Source organism: Shewanella fidelis ATCC BAA-318 (assembly GCF_000518605.1).
Taxonomy (GTDB): Bacteria; Pseudomonadota; Gammaproteobacteria; order Enterobacterales; family Shewanellaceae; genus Shewanella; species Shewanella fidelis.
This window is the reverse complement of sequence record NZ_JADX01000018.1, coordinates 1-22503: the sequence shown is the minus strand read 5'-3', so window position 1 is coordinate 22503 and position 22503 is coordinate 1. Positions and strand designations below refer to the sequence as shown.

Sequence of the window (22503 nt, the reverse complement as noted above, 5' to 3'; positions counted from 1 at the left end):
ACATCACTAGGCTAATTCAGCCCCTTCAGTGTTCAACATCTAGTTTATCGTCAGTTAAAAGCTGCCAGCTTTTAGGTATTTCGCATTAGGAAATAGCTTCACATAATGGCTAATTTCATCAATGTCGCCAAAAATCAAACATGACTCGCCTTGAGCTAATAACTGTTCGATACTTGCCTCATCAAAGTCACCACTAACATTTGCATCTCTTCTTAATAACTCATTAAGTGCAAAGGGAATGGTTAGGCGTGAATATGCCACTTCAATCTTTTGTAAGTAAGGCATAGCACCTATAGGTAGCAATGATGCATCTGTATCTGCATCAATTAGCAGCAACTCTCCACGTTGCTGCTCCATTTCAAAACTAGATTGGTAATGCTTTTCAGTGTGGTCATCAAAGCGAGTGTCGTTACGTTGAAAAAACTTTTCCCAAAATACACGTCGTTGTTTAAAAATAGGTAAGCGTTGCTGCACCTCTGTACGGCGCTCGGCAATAAAATCGAATAGCGGAGTGATAGATTGTGGCAACCATGATTCTAAGCGTGCCCTAAGCTCTCTGGCGTAAACAGGTGCAGCTCCCGCAGTACTAATGGCAATTTGTAGACGACCACGATCAACAATAGAGGGAGTGATAAAGCGACAAAACTTGGGGTTATCAACAACATTAGCCCAAATGCCTTGCTGTTTTGCAACAACAGCAAGTTGCTCATTCAGTTCTGTATTGGCGGTACACAAGTAAAGCAAGTCGCAATCTTGGATATCAGTTTGCGTCACACTGCGCTTTTCAAGTGATATGCGCCCAGCATCTACATAGGCTTGAGTGTCTTGACAAACATCAAGCGCAATTACTTTGATTTGCGCCTGTGTTCGACAAAGTAAATCTAATTTTCGGCTGGCAACATCGCCGGCACCAATAACCAAAACTTGCAGTGATTGAGTATCTACAAACAGCGGAAAATATTGCATTTACAGTTGCACCTTAACGACATATTACGACTCAACTAGCCGTGTTCTATCGGTAATTGTCGCTCAAGCCATGCTTTATAACCACCGGTTAATGATACGACTTTGCTATAACCCATAACTTGTAGGTTAAACGCCGCTAACGCCGAACGGTAGCCTCCACCACAATAAAGCACTAATGGTGTTTGTTTATCAGGAAACAGCGTTTCAATGTCTCGCTCTATGATGCCACGCCCTAGGTGCTTAGCATTAGGTAAATGACCTTTGTGCCACTCAGAGTCTTCTCGCACATCTAACAAAGTCCATGCTTGCATGGTCTGATACTGCTCTACAGTTACTTCGGTTACTTGTGGTAGGACGCTTTCAACAAGCGCTAAAAAACCTGGATTATGTTTCATCAACTGTATTTCTCACTACGTTCGGCACTGCAGTTCCAGCAGAGTTCGAAACTTGATTCATTTATTTCATGACAGTTAACACACTTCCACTGTGGACACTGTGCATCTAGGGAGGCCATTTGTGTTTTAGCGAGCTCATATTGGCTTTCTGCGACCCAAAGTTCGACATTTTGGATCCCTGTAGGCAACTCTCCAACGCCACCTAACAAAGCCTCACCTCTGATCTCAACTTGAACACCACTCGATTCTAACATACCTTTCCAAGTATGCGCCTCTAGTAGATTTCCCGCGGCGACTAAACGTGTTTGTTCTTCCATGTCATTTCCTACTACTTTTGCGCATTTGAGATAAAAAATACATGCTACTGCTAAATCATTAAGCCTGTCGAGCGCTGTTTTTTCGAACAACACACAACACCAGCTTAAGTCTATTTTAATAGTTTTTTAAGCTAATGAAACTATTACTACAAGCAGATCACAAGCATAAAAAAAGCCACCTTATGGTGGCTTTTTAATAATACCTTAAAACTAAGGCATCAGTGCATCTTGATCCGCACCTTCTTTTTCTACTTCTACAGGCATCATGTGTTCACGATTGATCCCTAACTTAATCGCTAAGAAACTAGCAACATAGATTGAAGAGAAAGTACCGACAAAAATACCCATTAGTAGTGCGGTAGCAAAACCATGGATCATGGTGCCGCCCTTAAGGAATAGTGCAACAACCACAACTAAAGTTGTACCAGTGGTAATAATAGTACGGCTCATAGTTTGAGTAATTGAGATATTCACCACTTCTTCTGGCAAGCTCTTACGCAGCTTTAAGAAGTTTTCACGAATACGGTCAAATACTACGATGGTATCGTTAAGCGAGTAACCTACAACCGTCAATAGACCGGCTAATACCGTTAGATCGAACTCTAACTGTAGTACTGAGAACACACCTAAAGTCACAATAATATCGTGAGCAAGTGCAGCTACAGAACCTAATGCCAAACGCCACTCAAAGCGGAATGACACGTAGATCAGAATACAGATAAGCGCAACTAATACCGCTAAACCACCTTGCTCAGCAAGCTCTTTACCTACTTGCGGGCCAACAAACTCGACACGCTTTTGGATCACAGAAGCATCTAGCTGAGTCACAGCAGCCATTACGTCATTAACTTGATCTTCGCTTTTAAAGTCATCTTTAACAGGAAGACGAATTAACACGTCGCGGCTAGAGCCAAAGTTTTGTACGACAGCACCACCTACCGCTTCAGTAGCAAGGCTACTACGAACAGCGTTTAGATCTGCAGGCTTTGAAAACTCAAGCTCAACAACCGTACCACCAGTAAAGTCTAAGCCCCAGTTAATCCCTTTGGTTGCTAAGCTAGCAATAGAGCCTAGCACCAAAATCGCCGAGAAAATACTAATAGGCAGTGCGTGGCGTAGGAAGTTGACTGTGCTTTTAACATTTAATATTTGTAACATTATCAACGTCCCTTAAATAGATAGTTTCTTCACGCGCTTACCACCCCAAATCGCATTCACGATTGAACGTGTACCCACGATGGCAGTAAACATTGAAGTCGCGATACCGATCATTAAGGTAACAGCGAAACCTTTCACCGCGCCTGTACCTACAGCGAATAAGATCAACGCTGTCATAAAGGTGGTGATGTTGGCATCAGCGATGGTTGAGAACGCATTGCCATAACCTTCATGGATAGCTTGTTGTACGCTACGGCCATTACGGAGTTCTTCACGGATACGCTCATAAATCAGTACGTTACCGTCAACCGCCATACCGACTGTCAGTACCATACCGGCAATACCTGGCAGGGTTAATACAGCACCAGGGATCATAGACATAACGCCCACAACCATAACCAAGTTAGCTGTCAGTGCTAGGTTAGCAATTAAGCCAAAACCACGGTAGTAAACCAACATGAAGATAAGAACAACCGCCATACCCCAGATCATTGCTTGCATACCGTTTTCGATATTCTCTTGACCTAAGCTTGGACCAATTGTGCGTTCTTCAACAATATAAACTGGTGCAATCAAGGCACCAGCACGTAGCAATAGTGCTAAGTTCTGTGCTTCTGCATGCTCAAGACCAGTAATCACAAAGTTACGGCCAAGACGCGCTTGGATCGTCGCAACAGAGATGACTTCTTCGATCTTCTTCATCTTCACGCTACCGTCAGCATTCTTTTCACCGGTATCTTTATACTCGATAAACAAGGTTGCCATCGGATTGCCGATGTTGTCTTTAGTCACATTAGAGAAGATTGAACCGCCTTTGGCATCAAGGTTAATTGACACTTGTGGGCGACTGTATTCGTCAAAGCTTGGTTGTGCGCCTTGAATATGATCACCGGTCAACATAACCGCTTTCTTCAAGACAACTGCACCACCGCCACGACGCTCATATAGTTCTGAGCCAGCCGGCACTCGGCCGCTCATCGCAGCTTGAACATCAGCTTTTTGGTCAACCATATGGAATTCAATCGATGCTGTCGCACTTAAAATTTCTTTAGCACGAGCCGTATCTTGAACACCTGGCAACTCAACGATAATACGCTCAGCACCTTGACGTTGTACAACAGGTTCTGCCACACCTAACTCGTTAACACGGTTACGTAGTGTAGTAATGTTTTGTTGTAGCGCTTCTTCTTTAACTTGCTTTAGATAGTTTTCGCTTGGATTTGCAACAAGAACATAGCCTTCGCCAACAGATTTGTCTTCGAAGACCATGTCATTGCTGCGAGACTTGAGAAAGCTCTCTGCTTTCGCTAACGTCTCAGCATCACGGAATTTAATCTCGATGCCTTTAGCGCTGTTGCGAATACCCGCGTAGCGAATTTTCTCAGCTCGTAAATCAGTTCTAAAGTCGGCAACTTTGGCTTCGGTCATCTTACGAATCGCTTCGCCCATATCGACTTCCATCAAGAAGTGCACGCCACCACGTAAGTCCAAACCTAACTTCATTGGTGAACCACCCATGGCTTCAAGCCATTGCGGTACCGCTGGTGCTAAGTTTAATGCTACGGTGAACTTGTCGCCTAACGCTTCACTAATGGCTTCTTTAGCAACTAATTGCTCTTCACCATTGTTAACGCGTACTAACAACTGACCATTTTCAAGCTCGGAACGCTTAACATTGATTCCTTTGCTCTTTAATACATCATTTACGGTCGACATTGTCGACGCTGAGACCTCTGCTCCTCGTGTGGCTACCACTTGAACTGCGTGGTCTTCACCGAAAAGGTTTGGTATCGCATAGAATGCACCTATGGCGATAATTAATATCACCATCAGGTTTTTCCACATCGGGTATTTATTCAACACGCCATTGCCCTCTTGGCTTAAAGTGACTTAATAGAGCCTTTTGGCAATACGGCCGCAATGTAATCCTTCTTAATAGTGATTTCGCTAGTCTCATTGATAGTCAATAACACATAGTCGTTTTCATCACTGATTTTTGCGATTTTACCTAGAATACCGCCGCTTGTTAGCACTTCATCACCTTTGCTCAAAGAGCTCATTAGGTTCTTGTGCTCTTTAACGCGCTTAGATTGTGGACGGAAAATCATGAAGTAAAAAATTAGGCCGAAAATGACCAACATGAAAATCAATTCCATCGTACCACCAGCGCCGTTAGCTGCGCCTGCGCCAGATGCATATGCGTTTGAAATAAACATAGTATTCTCTTCTTATTGTCTGAGTAAAAATTAATCGGATAATTCAGGAACTTCAGGTACTTCTCGACCTTGGCTGGTATAGAATTCCGTAACAAAGGCGTCTAATGTACCTGTCTCGATAGCGCCACGCAAACCTTCCATCAATCTTTGATAGTAGCGAAGGTTATGAATGGTGTTTAAACGAGCACCCAAAATTTCATTACAACGATCTAAATGGTAAAGGTACGCCCGAGAATAATTCTTACAGGTATAACAATCACACTTATCATCGAGTGGTGAAGTGTCATCGCGATGACGCGCATTACGGATCTTAATAACTCCTTCACTGGTAAACAGATGACCGTTACGAGCATTACGAGTTGGCATAACACAGTCAAACATGTCTACACCACGACGCACGCCTTCAACGAGATCTTCTGGTTTACCGACCCCCATCAAATAACGCGGCTTATCAGCTGGAATTTTTGGACATACATGCTCAAGAATACGGTGCATGTCTTCCTTTGGCTCGCCAACTGCTAAACCACCAACAGCGTATCCATCAAAACCAATATCAACTAGGCCGTTTAAGCTTTCGTCACGTAGGTCTTCATAAACACCACCTTGAATAATACCGAACAGTGCATTCGGGTTTTCAAGTCTGTCAAACTCATCACGTGAACGCTGTGCCCAACGTAGAGACATCTGCATCGATTTACGCGCTTCGTCTTCTGTTGCTGGATATGGCGTACATTCGTCAAAAATCATTACCACATCACTGCCTAATGAATTTTGGATCTGCATTGACTTTTCTGGGTCCAAGAAAATCTTTTCACCGTTAATCGGTGAGCGGAAATGAACGCCTTCTTCAGTGATTTTACGAATATCACCCAAGCTAAATACTTGGAATCCACCCGAGTCAGTCAAAATTGGACGTTGCCAGTTCATAAAGTCATGCAGGTCGCCATGCTTACGCATGATCTCTTCACCAGGACGTAGCCACAAGTGGAACGTATTACCTAGTAAGATATCTGCACCCGTTTCACGCACTTCTTCAGGCGTCATGCCTTTTACGGTACCGTAGGTTCCTACTGGCATGAATGCCGGTGTTTCTACCGTACCGCGATCGAATATCAAACGACCACGACGTGCGCGGCCTTGAGTTGTATCTAATTCAAATTTCATTTTTCACCTCGCCAGATAAACAGTCTGACCCGAGTTAACTCAAGTATTTGAGTCTAAGATTATGACAAACATAAGGGCAAACAATTCAGTATCAACCCTAAATGCCAAAATATGCATTAAAACCGCAGATAAAAAAATACCCACTTCATTAATGATGAACTGGGTATTTTAAAGCAATTTTGATAATTAGTTCGCTTTTTTGGTCACAAACATCGCGTCACCATAGCTAAAGAAGCGGTATTTTTGAGCAATCGCATGCTGATAGCCGTTTTTTACTTCATCAAAGCCCGCAAATGCACTCAATAACATAATGAGTGTCGACTCTGGCAAATGGAAATTTGTCACCATTGCATCAACCACTTTGAATTTAAAACCAGGGTAGATAAAAATATCTGTATCGCCGCTAAAAGCTTCTAGTTCATTTGCTGACGCTTTTGCTGCACTTTCAAGTGAACGCACTGAAGTGGTACCGACAGCAATAACACGGTTACCATTGGCCTTAGTTTCAGCGATTAACTCAACCACTTCTTGTGGCACTTCAGCCCACTCTGAATGCATCTTGTGATCAAGAATATTATCAACGCGAACCGGTTGGAACGTGCCCGCACCGACGTGCAGTGTTACAAACGCAGTTTTAACGCCTTTTTGTTGCAATTTTGCCAACATGTCATCGTCAAAATGCAAACCAGCTGTTGGTGCAGCTACGGCACCTGGGTTTTGGTTATAAACCGTTTGATAACGTTCTTTATCGGCATCTTCATCTGGTCTATCGATGTAAGGTGGCAGCGGCATATGACCCACCTCTTCCAACACTTCAAGAATCGTTTTATCGCCTTGTAGTTCCAGCTCAAACAAAGCGTCGTGACGTGCGAGCATTTTCATTTTGTAGTCTGCGTCTAGGCAGATAATGCTATCGACCTTAGGCGATTTTGAGCAACGTACGTGCGCAAGAACTCGCTTATCGTCAAGCATACGTTCAACTAGAATTTCTAGCTTACCGCCTGACTCTTTGTGACCAAACATACGCGCAGGGATCACTCGAGTATTATTAAACACCATCAAGTCACCAGGATTGACGCGGTCTAAAATATCGGTGAATTGTAGATCGGCCAACGCGCCACTATTGCCGTCGAGTGACAACAATCTAGAAGCAGTTCGCTCGGCAGTAGGGTAACGAGCAATTAACTCATCAGGAAGTTCAAATGAAAAATCAGCAACGCGCATGGGAAGTCTCAACTATGTCTAAATCGGCCGCTAGTCTATGACTAGCGTAATAGAAGATCAACAATAGTGAGTTAAAAAACCGTCAATTAACGATTTATACTTCCCGAGTGATACCTTTGAGTCGGCTCACTTAGTTGCTCATGTGGTTAGACTTAATTTTTACCGCAGTGTTAGCGCTTTTGAGCTTAACGTCTTCTCTACGATAAGTGTGCTGCTGATAGGGAATGTCAATATTGACCTTTCTGCGGGTGATTTGCTGCTTTTTAGTAAGCTTTTGGGTTAACCAGTTCCACATCATCCTTGATCCTCAAACCGTTTAATTGGTGGATATTTATTCTTATTTCGCACTAATTCTCATGATAATGTGGCTATTTGCCTACTTAAATCAAGAAAGAATTTCCTTCGCGTTGCGCAGCATGATACCGTGAAGTACGCGTATCACCAAGTATAAAATATGAACTTTCTTGCACATCTGCATTTAGCAGACAATAGCCAAACCTCGATGGCGGCCAATATTGCTGGCGATTTTGCTAAAGGCAGTATCGAAGATTTCCCTAAGCACCTGCAGCAAGGGCTATGGCTACACCGTCAAATCGATCAGTTAACTGATAGCCATGAGATCACCAAAGAATTACTCTCACTATTCCCTAAATCACTCACTCGTGCAGCACCAATCATTATTGACCTCAGCTTTGATCATATGTTGGCGAAATTCTGGGATGAGTATCATCATCAAACCCTTGAAGAATTTGCCATAAAAGCTTACGACGCGATAGACAACTGTGATTCGCTGCCAGAAAAGCTAGTTTCAATCGCACCGCGAATTCGCCAAGAAAATTGGTTAGTCGCCTACCAAACACGCGAAGGCTTAAACCAAACCTTAGCTGCTGTTGCTAAACGAGTTTCTAAACCTGAGATATTTGATGGCGCGCAAGAGTGTGTAAAAAAGCTCGATACCGATATCGAAATTGCCTTTCGTACTTTCTACCCGCAATTAATGGCTTATAGTCGTCTGTGGACCCGCAATACCCCCGCTGAATATTTGTAGTTCCCAACGCCTGTTTATGCCCTTCATTTGATAAACAGGCTTACGACTGCTTTAACGCAATATCTAAGGCAGAAATGAGTAGCTCCGTGAATAAGTAAAGTAATACCAATTAGTATAAATTCTTATACTGATTGATATGAGTATTTGCTAGAATTGCGGCGCTATAGGAGAACACATGCAAATATTTAGTTATCAGCCCCCAATGATCCCTTGGTTAGATATTCGCTATATCGACCGAGATATTATCGTTATCAATAAACCCTCAGGCTTGTTGTCAAATCCAGGGATAGCTGAGTACACTCATGATTGCGCACTCACCCGTCTACAAGAACGCTATAAAGATTGCATTTTAGTCCATCGTTTAGACTGTGCGACTTCTGGTGTTATGGTGTTTGCACGCAATAAAAAAGCTGAATCGAGCTTAAAGACTCAATTTCAAAATCGACAAACTAAAAAGACCTACATTGCTGAAGTTGATGGCCATTTGTCTGATGCAAATGGTGTCATTGAACTTGCTCTCGCGGCAGATAAAGCAAACCCACCGAAACAGATGGTGAACGAGACAGGAAAGCCTGCAATCACTCATTACCAAGTGTTAAGCCAAGCTAATAACAAGTCTTTAGTTGAACTCAAACCGGTGACAGGTAGAACTCATCAATTACGTGTGCACATGCAAGCAATTGGCCACACAATTTTAGGCGATGACTTCTATGGTGATGACAATATTATTAATGCAGCTAAGCGCCTACAATTACACGCTCAAGAGTTAAGCTTTACTCACCCCTACTCAGGCAAGCCGATGCAGTTTCGCTGTGCGCATCCATTTGCAATTACCCAAAAGTGAATGGTTGTTAACGCGGGATCAAAAAAGGGGCTGCTGCCCCTTTATGTCATAGCTAATACGCTGTAGCCAAAGTCTATTTCTATGCCGCTGCGGTATCGGCTTTGGCAGTATAGTAACAACTTGATGAGTTACAAAACTTCAACTCATTATTATTGGTCAGCATAAAATACTCGCCAAAAATATTGCCACCTTTATCTTCTAACTTGATACCGTCATCAGTCTGCTCAAATGTCATTTCATCTAAGCTATGGCAACCATCTAAATACCAAGTTTCTAAGAAGTACTTACCCTCTTGCTTATAAAGTGTGAGGTTATCCCCAAGAAGCGGCCTCTCGTCAATCCAACGTCCTACGACTTCACGATTAACTGTTTCATCTTCTCGCCATGACAAACGCTTGCGCTTTTCTACTACTGACATTTCCATCTCCTTGAGCTTACTGCCTTTCTCAATTTGAATCACTTTATCTGTGTTACTGCGCACAAGAGTCATCTGCTTACTTCTCCATTTAAAAGCATTGCCTGGGTACTTTTTGTTTCTAGTTGTAAAGTGCTAAAAACATTAATCAATACGTATGGTAACGAGTAATTGCTCACTAAAATACCAGCAAAGTGTATCGCACCAACAAATTAAAAATGCGATATAAATCAACTTATACACATTACTTTAGCTAAAACGCATTAAAAGACAAGTAATTAACACTTCATACCAGTTTTTAACCTATCTAAAGCCAAAATCTGCTATAACGATGGATTCTTGTTCAAAAAAACAAAACTACAGGAACAAATATGAAGTTTAATCGCCGCCACTTTCTCAAAACAGCAGGCGTCACAGCCGCAGGACTAATCACTTCACAATTACCTTTATCTAGCGCCCATGCAAATCAACAAAGACCCGCTAACCAACAAAGCGTAATGGGGCTTATCGCGCCGAAAATGGATGTTGTGAGAGTTGGCTTTATTGGCGTTGGTCAACGAGGTTCTGGCCACGTGAAACACTTTTGCCATTTGGAAGGGGTCGAGATTAAAGCTATTTGTGATACCGACATTAAGGTACTAGACCAATCAATTGAATTTGTCGTGTCTCAGGGACTAACAAAACCCGCGAAATATACTGGCAGCGAGCATGCTTATAAAGATCTATTAAACCGAGATGACATCGATATCGTGATCATCTCTACGCCATGGGAGTGGCATGCTCCTATGGCAATCGATACCATGCAGAGCGGCAAGCACGCGTTTGTTGAGGTGCCACTCGCCTTAACCGTTGAAGAGTGCTGGCAAATTGTCGATACCGCGGAGCGTACTCAGAAGAACTGTATGATGATGGAAAACGTCAACTACGGTAGAGACGAGTTAATGGTGTTGAATATGGTTCGCCAAGGGCTGTTTGGTGAGCTGCTGCATGGTGAGGCTGCTTACATTCATGAGTTGCGCTGGCAAATGAAGGAGATAGACAGTAAAACCGGTTCATGGCGCACTTATTGGCATACGAAGCGCAACGGTAATCTATACCCGACTCATGGTCTGGGGCCTGTATCGCAATATATGAATATCAATCGTGGTGATAGATTTGATTATCTCACATCTATGAGCTCCCCTGCCCTTGGCCGTGCATTATATGCTCAGCGAGAGTTCCCAAAAGACCATGAACGTAACCAGCTCAACTATATCAATGGCGATATTAATACCTCACTGATTAAAACCGTTAAAGGCCGAACGATTATGGTTCAGCACGATACCACGACGCCTCGTCCATACAGCCGCCATAATCTCATTCAAGGTACTAATGGCGTATTTGCAGGTTTCCCTAATAGAATTGCGATAGAACAAGGTGGCTCCGGTAACTTCCATCAATGGGATATGAATATGGAAAGTTGGTATGCCAAATATGATCATCCACTTTGGTTACAAATGGGTAAAGAAGCTGAGCGCAACGGTGGCCACGGCGGCATGGATTTTCTGATGTTATGGCGTATGGTGTATTGCTTACGCAATGGCGAACCACTAGATCAAGATGTTTACGATGGCGCGGCTTGGTCGGTGGTTAATATTCTTAGCGAGGAATCTGTTAATAATCGCAGTAACTCAGTTGATTTCCCTGATTTTACTCGCGGTGCATGGAAGACAGGCCAACCTCTGGCTATTGTTGGCGCATAACCATTTAGGCGGCCAAACGAAAAAGCCCACTCAATGAGTGGGCTTCTAATATTCAACAATATTTTACCGTATTTAACGATTAATATGTTTCACCGTGTAGCTGATTAGGCGTTCTCTTTACGCTCAGCGGCTTCACAAGCGGCAGCGGTAAAGATAACGTCTGTAGAGCTATTTAAGCCAGTTTCTGCTGAATCTTGGATAACACCAATAATAAAGCCAACCGCAACAACTTGCATCGCTACATCATTTGAAATACCGAACAGGCTACATGCTAATGGGATCAGTAGCAGTGAACCACCTGCAACACCCGATGCACCACAAGCTGAAATACCGGCAACAACACTCAATAAAATTGCGGTCAAAATGTCGACCTGAATACCCATAGAGTTCGCAGCTGCTAAAGTCAAAATCGTAATCGTGATTGCCGCACCGCCCATGTTGATTGTCGCGCCAAGCGGAATTGATACAGAGTAAGTATCTTCATGCAGCTTTAGCTTTTCACATAGCGCCATGTTTACCGGAATATTAGCCGCACTTGAGCGTGTGAAAAAGGCTGTTACGCCGCTTTCACGAATACATGTAAACACTAACGGATATGGGTTACGACGTATTTTATAGTAAACAATCGCTGGGTTAATAATTAACGCCATAATAGCCATAGCGCCTAGTAACACTAATAACAAATGCATATAACCTGCAATAGCTGCAAAACCTGTAGTTGCAAATGTTGAAGACACTAGACCGAAAATACCAATAGGTGCTAAACGGATAATAAAGCGAACCATTTGCGACACACCGTGGCTCACATCGGCAAACACTTGCTTAGTTGAATCTGTTGCGTGATGCAGAGCTAACCCAAGGCCGACACCCCAAGCAAGAATACCGATGTAGTTCCCTGTCATTAATGCATTAACTGGGTTATCAACAAGTTGGAATAATAGGGTGTGTACAACCTCACCAATCCCTTCTGGTGGGCTAGCCTGCGCCGCATCAAGGGTCAAAGCAAGTGTGGTTGGAAATGCAAAACTCATCAAAACAGCGGTTACTGCTGCCGAAAACGTACCAAATAAGTACAAGATCACGATCGGACGCATATTGGTTTTAGCATTTTTCTTTTGGTTAGCAATCGATGCCGCAACCAAAATAAAAACTAACACTGGTGCAATTGCTTTTAACGCGCCAACAAATAGTTGCCCTAAAAACGCAACGCTTTCTGCGCCGGTTTTAGATACCGTGGCTAATGCAACACCTGCGATAATACCAATAAGAATTTGTAACACTAAACTGCCGTCTGCCAACTTGGCAAACAAAGATGGTTTTTGATTCATTACTTAACCTGTCATTTTTATAGTATGTAGAAACGCTAATACAAAGGCCAATTACGATTGATGCCTTTTATATAGCGTTAATCTCCCTTCTATACAGTTTGTATCGGAAGCAGCAAGTATTGTCTACCTTTGCTAAGCAAATAGCTGCGGAAATTACTCACGATTAACATCTTGCTAGCAAGGTCCTAAAGATTAGCGTTTGCAGAGACTTTTTCGGCCCCTCGCAGCATAGCCTCAATCAATTCATGGGCACAAAATTTAGTTAACGCTTCATTAGCTCCGACTTGGTGGGCTTGGCTGACACTTATCTCACTTGAAAGTGAGGTATGTAAGATAATATAGGCTGGTGCAATAGCTGGGTTGTTCTTAACTTCAAATGCCAATTCATAGCCATCTAGCCCAGGCATTTCAATATCACTCACGAGAATATTAATTGGCTGATGGTCACGCTCAGCTTGCTGCATAATAGTCAACGCATCTTTACCATCTGCGGTCACTTGATAGGGGATATTAATACTGTCGAGCGCATCACTAAGTTGCTTACGTGCGACTTTAGAATCATCGACCAACAGGATATTCATTGGTTTTAAATATTCGCGCTGCACATCGGTTAAAATGGCTCTTGTGGTTTCCGGACTTAGGGGGAACACCTTAGACAGCAGTAACTCCACATCAAGCAGTTGTACCAGCTTGTCATCAATTTTAGTCACACCGGTCAAAAATGCATTTTTACCTAACGTGCTCGGCGGCTTTTCAATATCACGCCAGTTACACTCAATAATTTTGTCTATCGCGCGAACCAAAAAGCCAATCACCATTCTTTGGCAATCAGTGATGATGATATAACTGTCTTTACGCTCTTCCTCTGTGATCGGGCGATAACCAATCGCAGCAGCCATATCAATAATTGGAATCGTCGAACCTCGAATGGTCGCCGCACCTAAAATGGTTGGATGCGAATGAGGAATGGCGCTTAAAGGGCTATAGGGCACCAACTCACGGATCTTCAATGTCCCCAATGCAAATAACTGGGTAAGCGATAATTTAAATAACAACAAGCCCTGAGATTGATTAGCTTTACTCTTAGGTTTAGTTTTAGTTATTGCGTCCATACTGTTACTGCCAAAAGAACATTCATGTGTATTTAAAACTGTAACCTAAGCAATTAGGTCATACAATTAAAGCTGTGATTCAATTGGTAATAATGCGATACAATCGACAAGAAACTTTCGCCATAGGCCAGCATCAGGTTCTGTATAGATTTTACGTTGATTAAAATCGTCAAACCATACCAATTCGCCATCTTCTACTGCTAGACGATAAGTACTTTTCTCTAGATTACTGACTAAGTCGTCAACGATGTCTTCAGCGAGCTGCTGGTTGTCAACGATTAATCCCATTTCTGTATTGAGCCATGCTGATCGCGGATCGAAATTGAACGAGCCAACAAATACTGAGCGCTTATCTGTTATAAACGTTTTTGCATGTAAGCTGCTTTTCGAGCTACCACTCCAACTACTGGTTTTTTTTATGTCGGGATTAGCTTTAACCTCAAAGATGTTAACCCCAGCCTCTAACAGGCGTTGTCTGTATTGCCTATAACCTGCATGCACAGCAAGAACATCGGTTGCCGCTAAGCTATTGGTTAGTATTGTTATATCTATACCACGCTTCGCTGTTGCTATGATGCTATCAGCACCCGCTTTGGTTGGTACAAAGTAAGGCGACACCAATATCACTTCGTCTTCGGCTTTAGCTAAAAAGGCACTTAAATCAGCTAAAATACTATCGGTATCTGAGGCGTGGTTTTGCTTATCTGGTTGATCAAAAACTAATGTGGTGGGCCCCCAATACCAAGTTAAGCTATTTTGCTGCATTTGCGGAATAAGCTGGCTTTGCAAAAGTCGTTCGACATAAGGGTTGCTCTTGTAAGCACTCTTTGCAGCTTTAACTAAGCTGAGCTCTGATGCGACTTGCTCTGCAGACACCTGATGATGGCTAAGGGCATTAATGTCTACACTAATAGGCGCATTCCAATATAGATCAAATTGATCTGATACTTGCCCTACTACATCACCAATCGCCATTAAATCGAAGTCACCAAACTCAACGTCACTATTATTTGAAAAATACTCGTTACCAATATTACGCCCACCCACTATGGTAATGGCGTTATCAACCGTTAACGATTTATTATGCATACGGTGATTTAAACGGGAAAAACCTACGACAAAAGCTAAGTTGCGAAAGCTACGCTCAAATGATGGATTGTATAAGCGCACCTCAATATTCTTGTGCTCAGCCAACATAACGAGTGCTTCATCGGCATCCTTGATTGCCATATCATCAAATAAAATTCTGACTCTCACCCCGCGATCTGCAGCTTCAATTAAATGCCACATCAGTAAGCGACCACTGTCGTCGCCACGGTAGATATAATATTGCATATCAATGCTGGCACTGGCTGCACTCACTAGCGCCAAGCGAGCAGTTAACGCATCAACGCCATCTGCGAGCGGTAAAACACCTGAGAGATCAGGTTGAGCTTTGAGATCATCTTGAATATAGCGAACAAGCGGCCAATCTTGTTGTGGCGACAATTGCGTAGAAATTGTTTTCTCTGGGAAAACAGTAGAAGATTGGCAGCCGGTTAATCCCCAAACTGCCCAAAGAAGTATTAACTTTAGTAAATGGAACGTCTGCAATCCTTTTGCATTCATTTTATTATTCTATTTGCGAACCTTAATTAATCTTGTAGCGCATAAAGCACATCAAATGCAAATTGATCCCAACCTTCTGAGCTAAAAGCAATATCACGTACAGCTCGAACTTGACTAACAGCATGCAGTGGCGCAGCGCCATTGTCCATCAAATAGTAGGCCATAATTAGCCCTGTACGATCTTTACCTGAGCGACAATGAATGAGTACCGTTTTGTCTTGCTGTTCACACTGCCTAATGAACGCCAGTGCTTTCGGTACTTGTTCTGTACAGATTGCTAAATCTTCTTCCTTAGGCGGAATATTGCTTGAAAACGGCACACATAGGTAATCAAAACCTAAATCTGCAATCTGCTGCAGATTACACTCTTCACCATGATTAACCGATAAAATAGCATCTATCCCCGACGCTTTTATCTGTGCAAGATCCCACGGGTCTTTATTTGGCCCACTGCGTCCTGCAATTTGCCCCTCAACTAACCAAAATAGGTGCTGCATAGTGTTTCCTAGATAAATTGTGAGTATTACTACCAATCAGCATAAGAGACGGTAAATCGACAAGAGCATACCCAAAGCCGCTATGCCACGCCATTGCTTTATTACAGTGCAGACATAATCGATGACAAAATTTGATCCGGAACCAAAATTTATACTGATATAAAAAAGAGCTCCAATTGGAGCTCTTGAATTTAGCATATAGTTTCAGAGTGACATTACAGTCTTACATTAACTAAGACTTTTTCCCCCAAATCTCTGCGTTAGCCTTTTTACGATGCTTTTTACCGGTACCCGCTGGTTTTGCCATTGGTTTTGGCTCACGAGATGGACAATCTGCAGGGGCTTGTGCATCGGCTTCAAACCCTGGAATTTGCTCTCGTACTAAGCGAATTTTATTTTTCTTTTCAATCAGTTTAAAGTGCTGGTATTCATCATGAGAAATTAAGCTCACTGCTAAACCCGCCTCACCAGCACGGCCACTTCGACCGATGCGGTGCATATAATCTGCAGGGCTTCTTGGTAACTCAAAGTTAATCACTACAGGTAGTTTTTCGATATCGATACCACGAGCGGCAATATCGGTCGCGATCAGTACTTGGATCTCACCTGACTTAAAACCGTCTAGTACGCGATTACGCGCGCCTTGGCCCTTATCGCTATGGAACACTTCAGCAGTAATGCCAGCATTTTCCAACTTTTGAGCTAGCCGGTTACAACTGTATTTCGCACTAGCAAAAATTAACACTTGTTGCCACTGATTATCTTTAATCAACTGTGCAAGTAGAGCCGTTTTACGGCTGCGGTTAACGGTGATAACCCGCTGCTCTAATGTGGTTTGTTCTTGCTCCTGAAGCTGAACTTCAACAGGATCATTAAGTAATGAGCTTGTCAGTTCTCGCACTTCTTCTGGAAACGTTGCCGAGAACAATAAGGTTTGCTTAGCTTTTGGTAATTTGGCTAACAGCTCATTAATCTCTTCAGTAAAACCTAGACTTAACATGCGGTCAGCTTCATCTAACACCAATGTTTGGGTCTTATCCAACTTGATTGCGTTACTTGAAGTAAGATCAATTAAACGACCCGGCGTTGCCACTACAATATCTGCACCACCACGTAGACTTTGCATTTGTGCATTAGTCGATACCCCACCATACACCGCCAATGTCTTTAAGTTAGGTTTAATAAGCTGCGAGTAACGCATAAAGCTATCGCTTACTTGTTGGGCCAATTCACGAGTTGGTACGAGAACCAAACAAGAAACAGACTGACTACCGGCTTTTCGTGGGCCAGCCTTAGCTAGTTTTTGAATAATAGGTAAGGCAAATGCTGCCGTTTTACCTGAACCTGTTTTCGCACCACCGAGAACGTCTTTACCTGCGATCACAGCGGGGATCATATGTGACTGAATCGGTGTTGGTGTGGCATAACTCAGCAGCTTTAAGGTCTCAAGCAACTCAGGGATCAACCCTAGTTGAGTAAAGTCGCTGTGAGTTGTTGCGGTTGCGACAGCTTGCGTTGCAGCTTTGTCGGTTGAAGTTACTGGCTGAGTCATAATTTACAGGTTAATGCCTAATCAAAAATAAGGCCGCTATTCTACGCTAATATCTGCTTAAAAGCTTATCTTTCTTAGTTCTGTACTATACGAATAGCTATGACTCTACAGGTGAATCATTGCAAGAGAAGCCCTTATCGATAAGCTAAAGCGATAAGCCTTCAAGCTTAAGTAACTTTTGCTTTAACGCTAACCCATAAGCATAACCTGTCAATGTGCCATTTTTACCTATCACTCTATGACAAGGCACTATAATGGCAATCGGGTTCGCCCCATTTGCGGTACCTACGGCCCTAACTGCTTTGGGCCTGTCGATTTTATTGGCAATATCACCGTAGCTACAGCTTTGACCGTGTCCAAGCTCGCCTAATGCCTGCCACACTTGCTTTTGAAACTCTGTGCCTTTCGGCGCAAGCGGCACCTCGAAATGCTGTCTTTGTTGCGCAAAATACTCTATTAATTCTTGTTGCGCTTGCGCTAAGTGTTTCTCAGCGACAACTAGATCCTGCTTATCAAGAATAACGTCACGGTTATCGATGATCTGTTGATTATCTATTTCGCGAGATTGCCATTCATCCTCAGCACTAGGAATAAAACTAAGATGTGTTAAACCTTGTGCGTTCGCGCAAAGGGAGAGATGTCCAAAACTTGTTTGGAAGTTAAGTTTAGCGGTGGGGTTAAATTTGCTCATCAAAGGTTCCACAATTGAAAAGTTAAATAGCTACCCCAAGGGGCAATTTGTTTTGCCAATGAATCGGTTATGTCGGTGTAATTCTCATTGTTCAAACCCTGCTCGGCATACAAAGCCAAAATTCGTTTTTTTACCACTAGATCGCCACATAGCAAAACATCGGGATCACTTTGACCACGCATTTTGGCGTAAGCTACTGTCCATGGTCCAATACCTTTAATTGACAACCAATCGCTTAAATCAGCATCTGGATTTTCGCTGACAAATTGAGCAAGTGCATTCAGTGCTTTTTTTCTCGCATTGGGCATTTTTAGCTCACTTAATTCAGCGCTAGCGATCACCTCTGGCGTAGGGAAAAGCTTAACCCTTCTATCACCGATAGTACGCTCCTCACCATAAGCGAGCACTAACTGATTGAGGAGTTTGGATGCCTGTACAATGCTAACCTGTTGACCAAGTACTGCACGGCATCCCGCTTCAAATGCAGACCAAACACCGGGCAATCTAAGCCCTTCTCTCATTAAACTACTAATAGGATTTAGCTCAAGTAAGGCTTTATCTATTTGTGCAATATTGGCATTGAGATCTAACACTCTACGGATCTCATTAATAATCAAACCAAGTTGTGGTAATGCGCTGTTATCAACTAGCACTATCTCAACATTAAATAAGTTTGCAGCACTGTCGACCTTAGCATTGAAGTAACCACTTACCTCATTAATGGAAAAACTACGCCCATAACTGAATTCATCTTCCAGCCACTCCATATTTTGCACCGCTCGCACTTGATAGAAGTGGTGCTGCTCAGGCCAACGTAATGGAGGCCTATAGCTTAATTGTAATTTCAGAGCGACACGCCCTTTCTCCTCTGCCTGCTCCGCTTTAGTATCAATGTTGGCTGTCTTTCGCAATTGACTCGGTGTTAGCTGCAAAGTCTGTTGAAACACTTCGTTAAAGCGGCGAATGCTATTAAAGCCAGCTGCAAACGCCACCTGGGTGATTGTTAGCTTAGTTTGGTGCAGCAGTTGTTTTGCTAACATTAGCTGTTGATATTGAGCGTAAGACTTAACTGATGTGCCAAGCTTATCTTGAAATAGTTTTCGTAAATAGCGGCTACTTATGCCTAAGCGAGTCGCTAAGTCCTCTATACTCTGGCCACCTTGCCCTGTAATCGCGCCACTATCAATCAGCGCTTTGGCTCGTTCGAGCGTAGTTTGTGTTCCCTTCCACGCATAAGATTGCGGTGCACTATCTGGCCGACAACGAAGACACGGTCGCAAACCTGCATTTGCAGCCTGCAATGCCGTATCAAAATATCTTACATTCTGCTCTTTTGGACTCACGGCAGGACAGATAGGGCGACAATAAATTTTAGTCGTTAGTACGCCAATAAAGAATTGCCCATCAAAACGAGGATCACGAGCAAGTCTTGCTTTGCGACAAGCTTGAAGATCTGTTTGACAATCGTGTTCCACCATTTTTGACCTTTGGCACGCTATTAATGACGACAATATTACGCAACAAGCTCATCGGGAACTAGCGGAAAACGGAACTGAATATAAAGAATATTTAGTTACACTGCTTTGTATACACTTAACCTAAGTAATCCTATATGCTATCGATGCATTAGAATTTTCTAACTTTTCTATAAAACTGAGTAAAAACATGTTCAAACGATTTGAGTCTTGGGTCGATCCGCTGCCTAACAAAGAACCACAACAGCCGCCCCAAGGGATTTACGCTTTTTGCCGCCACTATACCCGTGGCTTTGAAGTTCCGCTGATTATTATGTCAATTTTAACGGCGATACTTGCGATTCTGGAAGTATCACTATTTGGTTTTATGGGCGATCTAGTCGACCTACTGGTTCAACATGATCCCAAGACTTTATTTGAGCAAGAAGGCACACGCTTACTTGGTATGACCGTGTTAGTTCTAGTGGTGATCCCATTAGTGACCTTATTACATGCACTGATAGTTTATCAAGGTTTGCTAGGCAACTACCCAATGTCTATCAGATGGTTAGCTCATCGCTATCTGCTGAAGCAAAGTGTGTCATTCTACCAAAACGACTTTGCGGGACGTGTTGCAACTAAGGTGATGCAAACTTCACTCGCTGTTCGAGAAACAGTAACTAAACTGCTAGATGTGTTGGTTTATATCTTAGTTTATTTTACCTCTATGGTAGTGATGATCGCCAAAGCTGACATTAGACTCATGATCCCAATGCTTATTTGGTTAGCTGTTTATATAGGGTTGCAATGGCGATTTTTGCCACAGTTAAAAAAGGTATCGACCGAACAAGCCGATGCCCGCTCTACAATGACAGGCCGCATCGTTGATAGTTACACCAATATTGCTACCGTAAAGCTGTTTTCACACACACAAAAAGAAGCGGAATACGCCAAAGGCAGTATGCACACCTTTTTAGAAACCGTATATAAACAGATGCGTTTAGTGACTTGGATTAATGTCAGCGTACAGGTTATCAATTACATACTTGCTTTCTCTATTGCGGCAGTCTCTATATGGCTATGGCGTGATGATGCCATTACCGTTGGCGCAATAGCAATTGCGATCAGTCTGGCTCTAAGACTCAACGGCATGTCGCAGTGGATCATGTGGGAGATCAGTTCTCTATTTGAAAATATTGGTACTGTAGCAGACGGCATGAATACTCTATCTAAACCAACAGAGATAAATGATATTGACAATGCTCCAGCACTTAAAGTCAATAAAGGTGGTATCGATTTCAATGATGTAAGCTTTCACTACGGTGAGAATACGGGCGTTATTGATAAACTCAATCTGCAAATTAAACCTGGTGAAAAAGTCGGTTTAGTCGGTCGTTCCGGGGCTGGTAAGTCCACATTGGTCAATCTATTAATGCGTTTTCATGATGTTGAATCGGGTAATATTGCGATAGATAAGCAAAATATTACTGAAGTCACTCAAGACTCACTGCGCGCTCATATCGGAATGGTGACTCAAGATACCTCACTGCTACATCGCTCAATTCGTGACAATATTCTTTATGGCAACCCAGATGCAAGTGATGAAGAGCTCGAAGCCGCAATAAGAAATTCTCAAGCTTATGAATTTATTGAAACCTTGAGTGATCCTGAAGGAAATATAGGACTCGATGCCCAAGTTGGTGAGCGTGGGGTTAAATTATCTGGCGGCCAGCGTCAAAGGATTGCAATTGCCCGTGTATTACTTAAGAACGCGCCTATCCTATTACTTGATGAAGCCACCTCAGCACTCGATTCTGAAGTTGAAGCCGCAATTCAGGAAAGCTTATATCAGTTAATGCAAGGCAAAACGGTTATTGCCATCGCACACCGATTATCAACTATTGCAGCAATGGACAGGTTAATTGTGTTGGATGAAGGCAAAATTGTTGAGCAAGGTACCCACCAAGAGTTAATCAATTCTGGTGGGATCTACGCGCAGCTTTGGGCGCACCAAACTGGTGGCTTCTTAGGTATTGATTAAGTTAACTATCAACGAACTAATACCAATTAGTATAAGAAGTTGATCTACTCAGAGCGCTTTTGGCAAACTAATTCAAGGCGAATAATTGAAAGAATGGTTGTTCCCTTGTGAAGTTATTCAACGCAGAAGTAGGCAGCCAAAAACGCTCCAGAATGCCGAGTTTTAGCGGCTCTGATCCTGCGTTAACAAGCTTGAACGTAGAATGACTATGCTCTTCACTCGTTGCCTTGTCTCAGTGCCGCTAAATTCTCGCTGAGCGATTAAATCTTTATACTAATTGGTATAAAAGCCATCACAATGATGGCTTTTTGCTTCCAGCTATAAATTTGCTACAGCTAAAAATGTTTATACTGATTGGTATAAGGCCCTCCCCCACTCTATGAAGCAAATCATTGAGACATAAAGTGAAGTGAGCAAGCGGACTAGGTGTTGCAAAAATCGAGACTACTATCGGAATACATTTCAAATTTTGGGTATAAAAAAACCACCCTAAGGTGGTTTTTTTATTTACTACCTAAGTAGTAATATGGTGGAGCCTAGCGGGATCGAACCGCTGACCTCAACACTGCCAGTGTTGCGCTCTCCCAGCTGAGCTAAGGCCCCATTTCTGGTATTAATTCATGTCATTTCTAACACAAATTTAAAATAGTGGTATCCCCTAGGGGATTCGAACCCCTGTTACCGCCGTGAAAGGGCGGTGTCCTAGGCCTCTAGACGAAGGGGACCCGGAC

General features: G+C 42.9%; 21 protein-coding genes and 2 tRNA genes. 4 read left to right on the top strand and 19 right to left on the bottom strand.

The window, feature by feature from the left end; genetic code table 11:
- Window positions 1–54 precede the first annotated feature (54 nt).
- The 9 genes from L884_RS0109150 to L884_RS23025 form a co-directional block, all read right to left on the bottom strand.
- Complete coding sequence (locus tag L884_RS0109150) at window positions 55–966, bottom strand: precorrin-2 dehydrogenase/sirohydrochlorin ferrochelatase family protein (protein WP_028767215.1); 912 nt, start codon at window positions 964–966, stop codon at window positions 55–57.
- A gap of 35 nt (window positions 967–1001) precedes the next feature.
- On the bottom strand, window positions 1002–1361 hold the full coding sequence (locus L884_RS0109145) for a rhodanese-like domain-containing protein (protein WP_028767214.1): 360 nt from the start codon (window positions 1359–1361) through the stop codon (window positions 1002–1004).
- Window positions 1361–1678, bottom strand: coding sequence for a putative signal transducing protein (locus L884_RS0109140; protein ID WP_028767213.1), 318 nt, complete (start codon window positions 1676–1678; stop codon window positions 1361–1363). The genes L884_RS0109145 and L884_RS0109140 overlap by 1 nt, the downstream gene beginning before the upstream one ends.
- Before the next feature lie 210 nt (window positions 1679–1888).
- Complete coding sequence (secF, locus tag L884_RS0109135; protein ID WP_028767212.1) at window positions 1889–2836, bottom strand: protein translocase subunit SecF; 948 nt, start codon at window positions 2834–2836, stop codon at window positions 1889–1891.
- A 12-nt stretch (window positions 2837–2848) separates the two neighbouring features.
- Window positions 2849–4699, bottom strand: coding sequence for a protein translocase subunit SecD (gene secD / locus L884_RS0109130; protein WP_028767211.1), 1851 nt, complete (start codon window positions 4697–4699; stop codon window positions 2849–2851).
- Window positions 4700–4716: 17 nt separating this feature from the next.
- Window positions 4717–5052, bottom strand: a complete 336-nt coding sequence (gene yajC / locus L884_RS0109125) for a preprotein translocase subunit YajC (protein ID WP_028767210.1) — start codon at window positions 5050–5052, stop codon at window positions 4717–4719.
- A 30-nt stretch (window positions 5053–5082) separates the two neighbouring features.
- Window positions 5083–6216, bottom strand: a complete 1134-nt coding sequence (gene tgt, locus L884_RS0109120; RefSeq protein WP_028767209.1) for a tRNA guanosine(34) transglycosylase Tgt — start codon at window positions 6214–6216, stop codon at window positions 5083–5085.
- A 186-nt stretch (window positions 6217–6402) separates the two neighbouring features.
- Window positions 6403–7440: a tRNA preQ1(34) S-adenosylmethionine ribosyltransferase-isomerase QueA gene (queA, locus tag L884_RS0109115; RefSeq protein WP_028767208.1), complete on the bottom strand. Its 1038-nt coding sequence runs from the start codon at window positions 7438–7440 to the stop codon at window positions 6403–6405.
- A 130-nt stretch (window positions 7441–7570) separates the two neighbouring features.
- Window positions 7571–7738 (bottom strand): hypothetical protein, encoded by a 168-nt coding sequence (locus L884_RS23025; RefSeq protein WP_156925675.1) that lies wholly within the window; start codon window positions 7736–7738, stop codon window positions 7571–7573.
- 156 nt (window positions 7739–7894) lie between these two features.
- Here L884_RS23025 and L884_RS0109105 point away from each other — a divergent pair, with 156 nt between their 5' ends.
- A complete protein-coding gene (locus L884_RS0109105) occupies window positions 7895–8488 on the top strand; it encodes an acyl carrier protein phosphodiesterase (protein WP_028767207.1) in 594 nt (197 codons plus the stop codon).
- 175 nt (window positions 8489–8663) lie between these two features.
- Window positions 8664–9332 (top strand): RluA family pseudouridine synthase, encoded by a 669-nt coding sequence (locus L884_RS0109100; RefSeq protein WP_028767206.1) that lies wholly within the window; start codon window positions 8664–8666, stop codon window positions 9330–9332.
- 79 nt (window positions 9333–9411) lie between these two features.
- Here L884_RS0109100 and L884_RS0109095 read toward each other — a convergent pair whose 3' ends face one another.
- Window positions 9412–9750, bottom strand: coding sequence for a hypothetical protein (locus L884_RS0109095; RefSeq protein WP_310654983.1), 339 nt, complete (start codon window positions 9748–9750; stop codon window positions 9412–9414).
- A gap of 368 nt (window positions 9751–10118) precedes the next feature.
- Between L884_RS0109095 and L884_RS0109090 the strand changes: the two genes are divergently transcribed.
- Window positions 10119–11489, top strand: a complete 1371-nt coding sequence (locus tag L884_RS0109090) for a Gfo/Idh/MocA family oxidoreductase (protein WP_028767204.1) — start codon at window positions 10119–10121, stop codon at window positions 11487–11489.
- 104 nt (window positions 11490–11593) lie between these two features.
- Here the strand turns inward: L884_RS0109090 and sstT are convergent, their stop codons facing one another.
- From sstT to L884_RS0109055, 7 genes are all read right to left on the bottom strand, one after another.
- Window positions 11594–12817, bottom strand: coding sequence for a serine/threonine transporter SstT (gene sstT / locus L884_RS0109085; RefSeq protein WP_028767203.1), 1224 nt, complete (start codon window positions 12815–12817; stop codon window positions 11594–11596).
- Window positions 12818–13002: 185 nt separating this feature from the next.
- A complete protein-coding gene (locus L884_RS0109080; RefSeq protein WP_028767202.1) occupies window positions 13003–13929 on the bottom strand; it encodes a chemotaxis protein in 927 nt (308 codons plus the stop codon).
- A 66-nt stretch (window positions 13930–13995) separates the two neighbouring features.
- Window positions 13996–15537 carry a phospholipase D family protein gene (locus L884_RS0109075; protein ID WP_051435593.1) on the bottom strand — a complete coding sequence of 514 codons (1542 nt, stop codon included), beginning with the start codon at window positions 15535–15537 and terminating at the stop codon, window positions 13996–13998.
- A gap of 26 nt (window positions 15538–15563) precedes the next feature.
- Window positions 15564–16034, bottom strand: a complete 471-nt coding sequence (locus tag L884_RS0109070; protein WP_028767200.1) for a dual specificity protein phosphatase family protein — start codon at window positions 16032–16034, stop codon at window positions 15564–15566.
- Between the two features lie 232 nt (window positions 16035–16266).
- Window positions 16267–17586 carry a DEAD/DEAH box helicase gene (locus L884_RS0109065; RefSeq protein WP_028767199.1) on the bottom strand — a complete coding sequence of 440 codons (1320 nt, stop codon included), beginning with the start codon at window positions 17584–17586 and terminating at the stop codon, window positions 16267–16269.
- A gap of 145 nt (window positions 17587–17731) precedes the next feature.
- Complete coding sequence (locus L884_RS0109060; protein WP_051435592.1) at window positions 17732–18277, bottom strand: methylated-DNA--[protein]-cysteine S-methyltransferase; 546 nt, start codon at window positions 18275–18277, stop codon at window positions 17732–17734.
- Window positions 18277–19755: a DNA-3-methyladenine glycosylase 2 family protein gene (locus L884_RS0109055; protein ID WP_028767197.1), complete on the bottom strand. Its 1479-nt coding sequence runs from the start codon at window positions 19753–19755 to the stop codon at window positions 18277–18279. Before L884_RS0109055 ends, L884_RS0109060 begins: the two co-directional genes overlap by 1 nt.
- Before the next feature lie 187 nt (window positions 19756–19942).
- On the opposite strand from L884_RS0109055, the gene L884_RS0109050 reads away from it, so the two are divergent.
- On the top strand, window positions 19943–21772 hold the full coding sequence (locus tag L884_RS0109050; protein WP_028767196.1) for an ABC transporter ATP-binding protein: 1830 nt from the start codon (window positions 19943–19945) through the stop codon (window positions 21770–21772).
- Window positions 21773–22299: 527 nt separating this feature from the next.
- Here L884_RS0109050 and L884_RS0109045 read toward each other — a convergent pair.
- Both L884_RS0109045 and L884_RS0109040 read right to left on the bottom strand, forming a co-directional pair.
- A tRNA-Ala gene (locus L884_RS0109045) sits at window positions 22300–22375 on the bottom strand.
- Window positions 22376–22421: 46 nt separating this feature from the next.
- A tRNA-Glu gene (locus L884_RS0109040) sits at window positions 22422–22497 on the bottom strand.
- Window positions 22498–22503 lie beyond the last annotated feature (6 nt).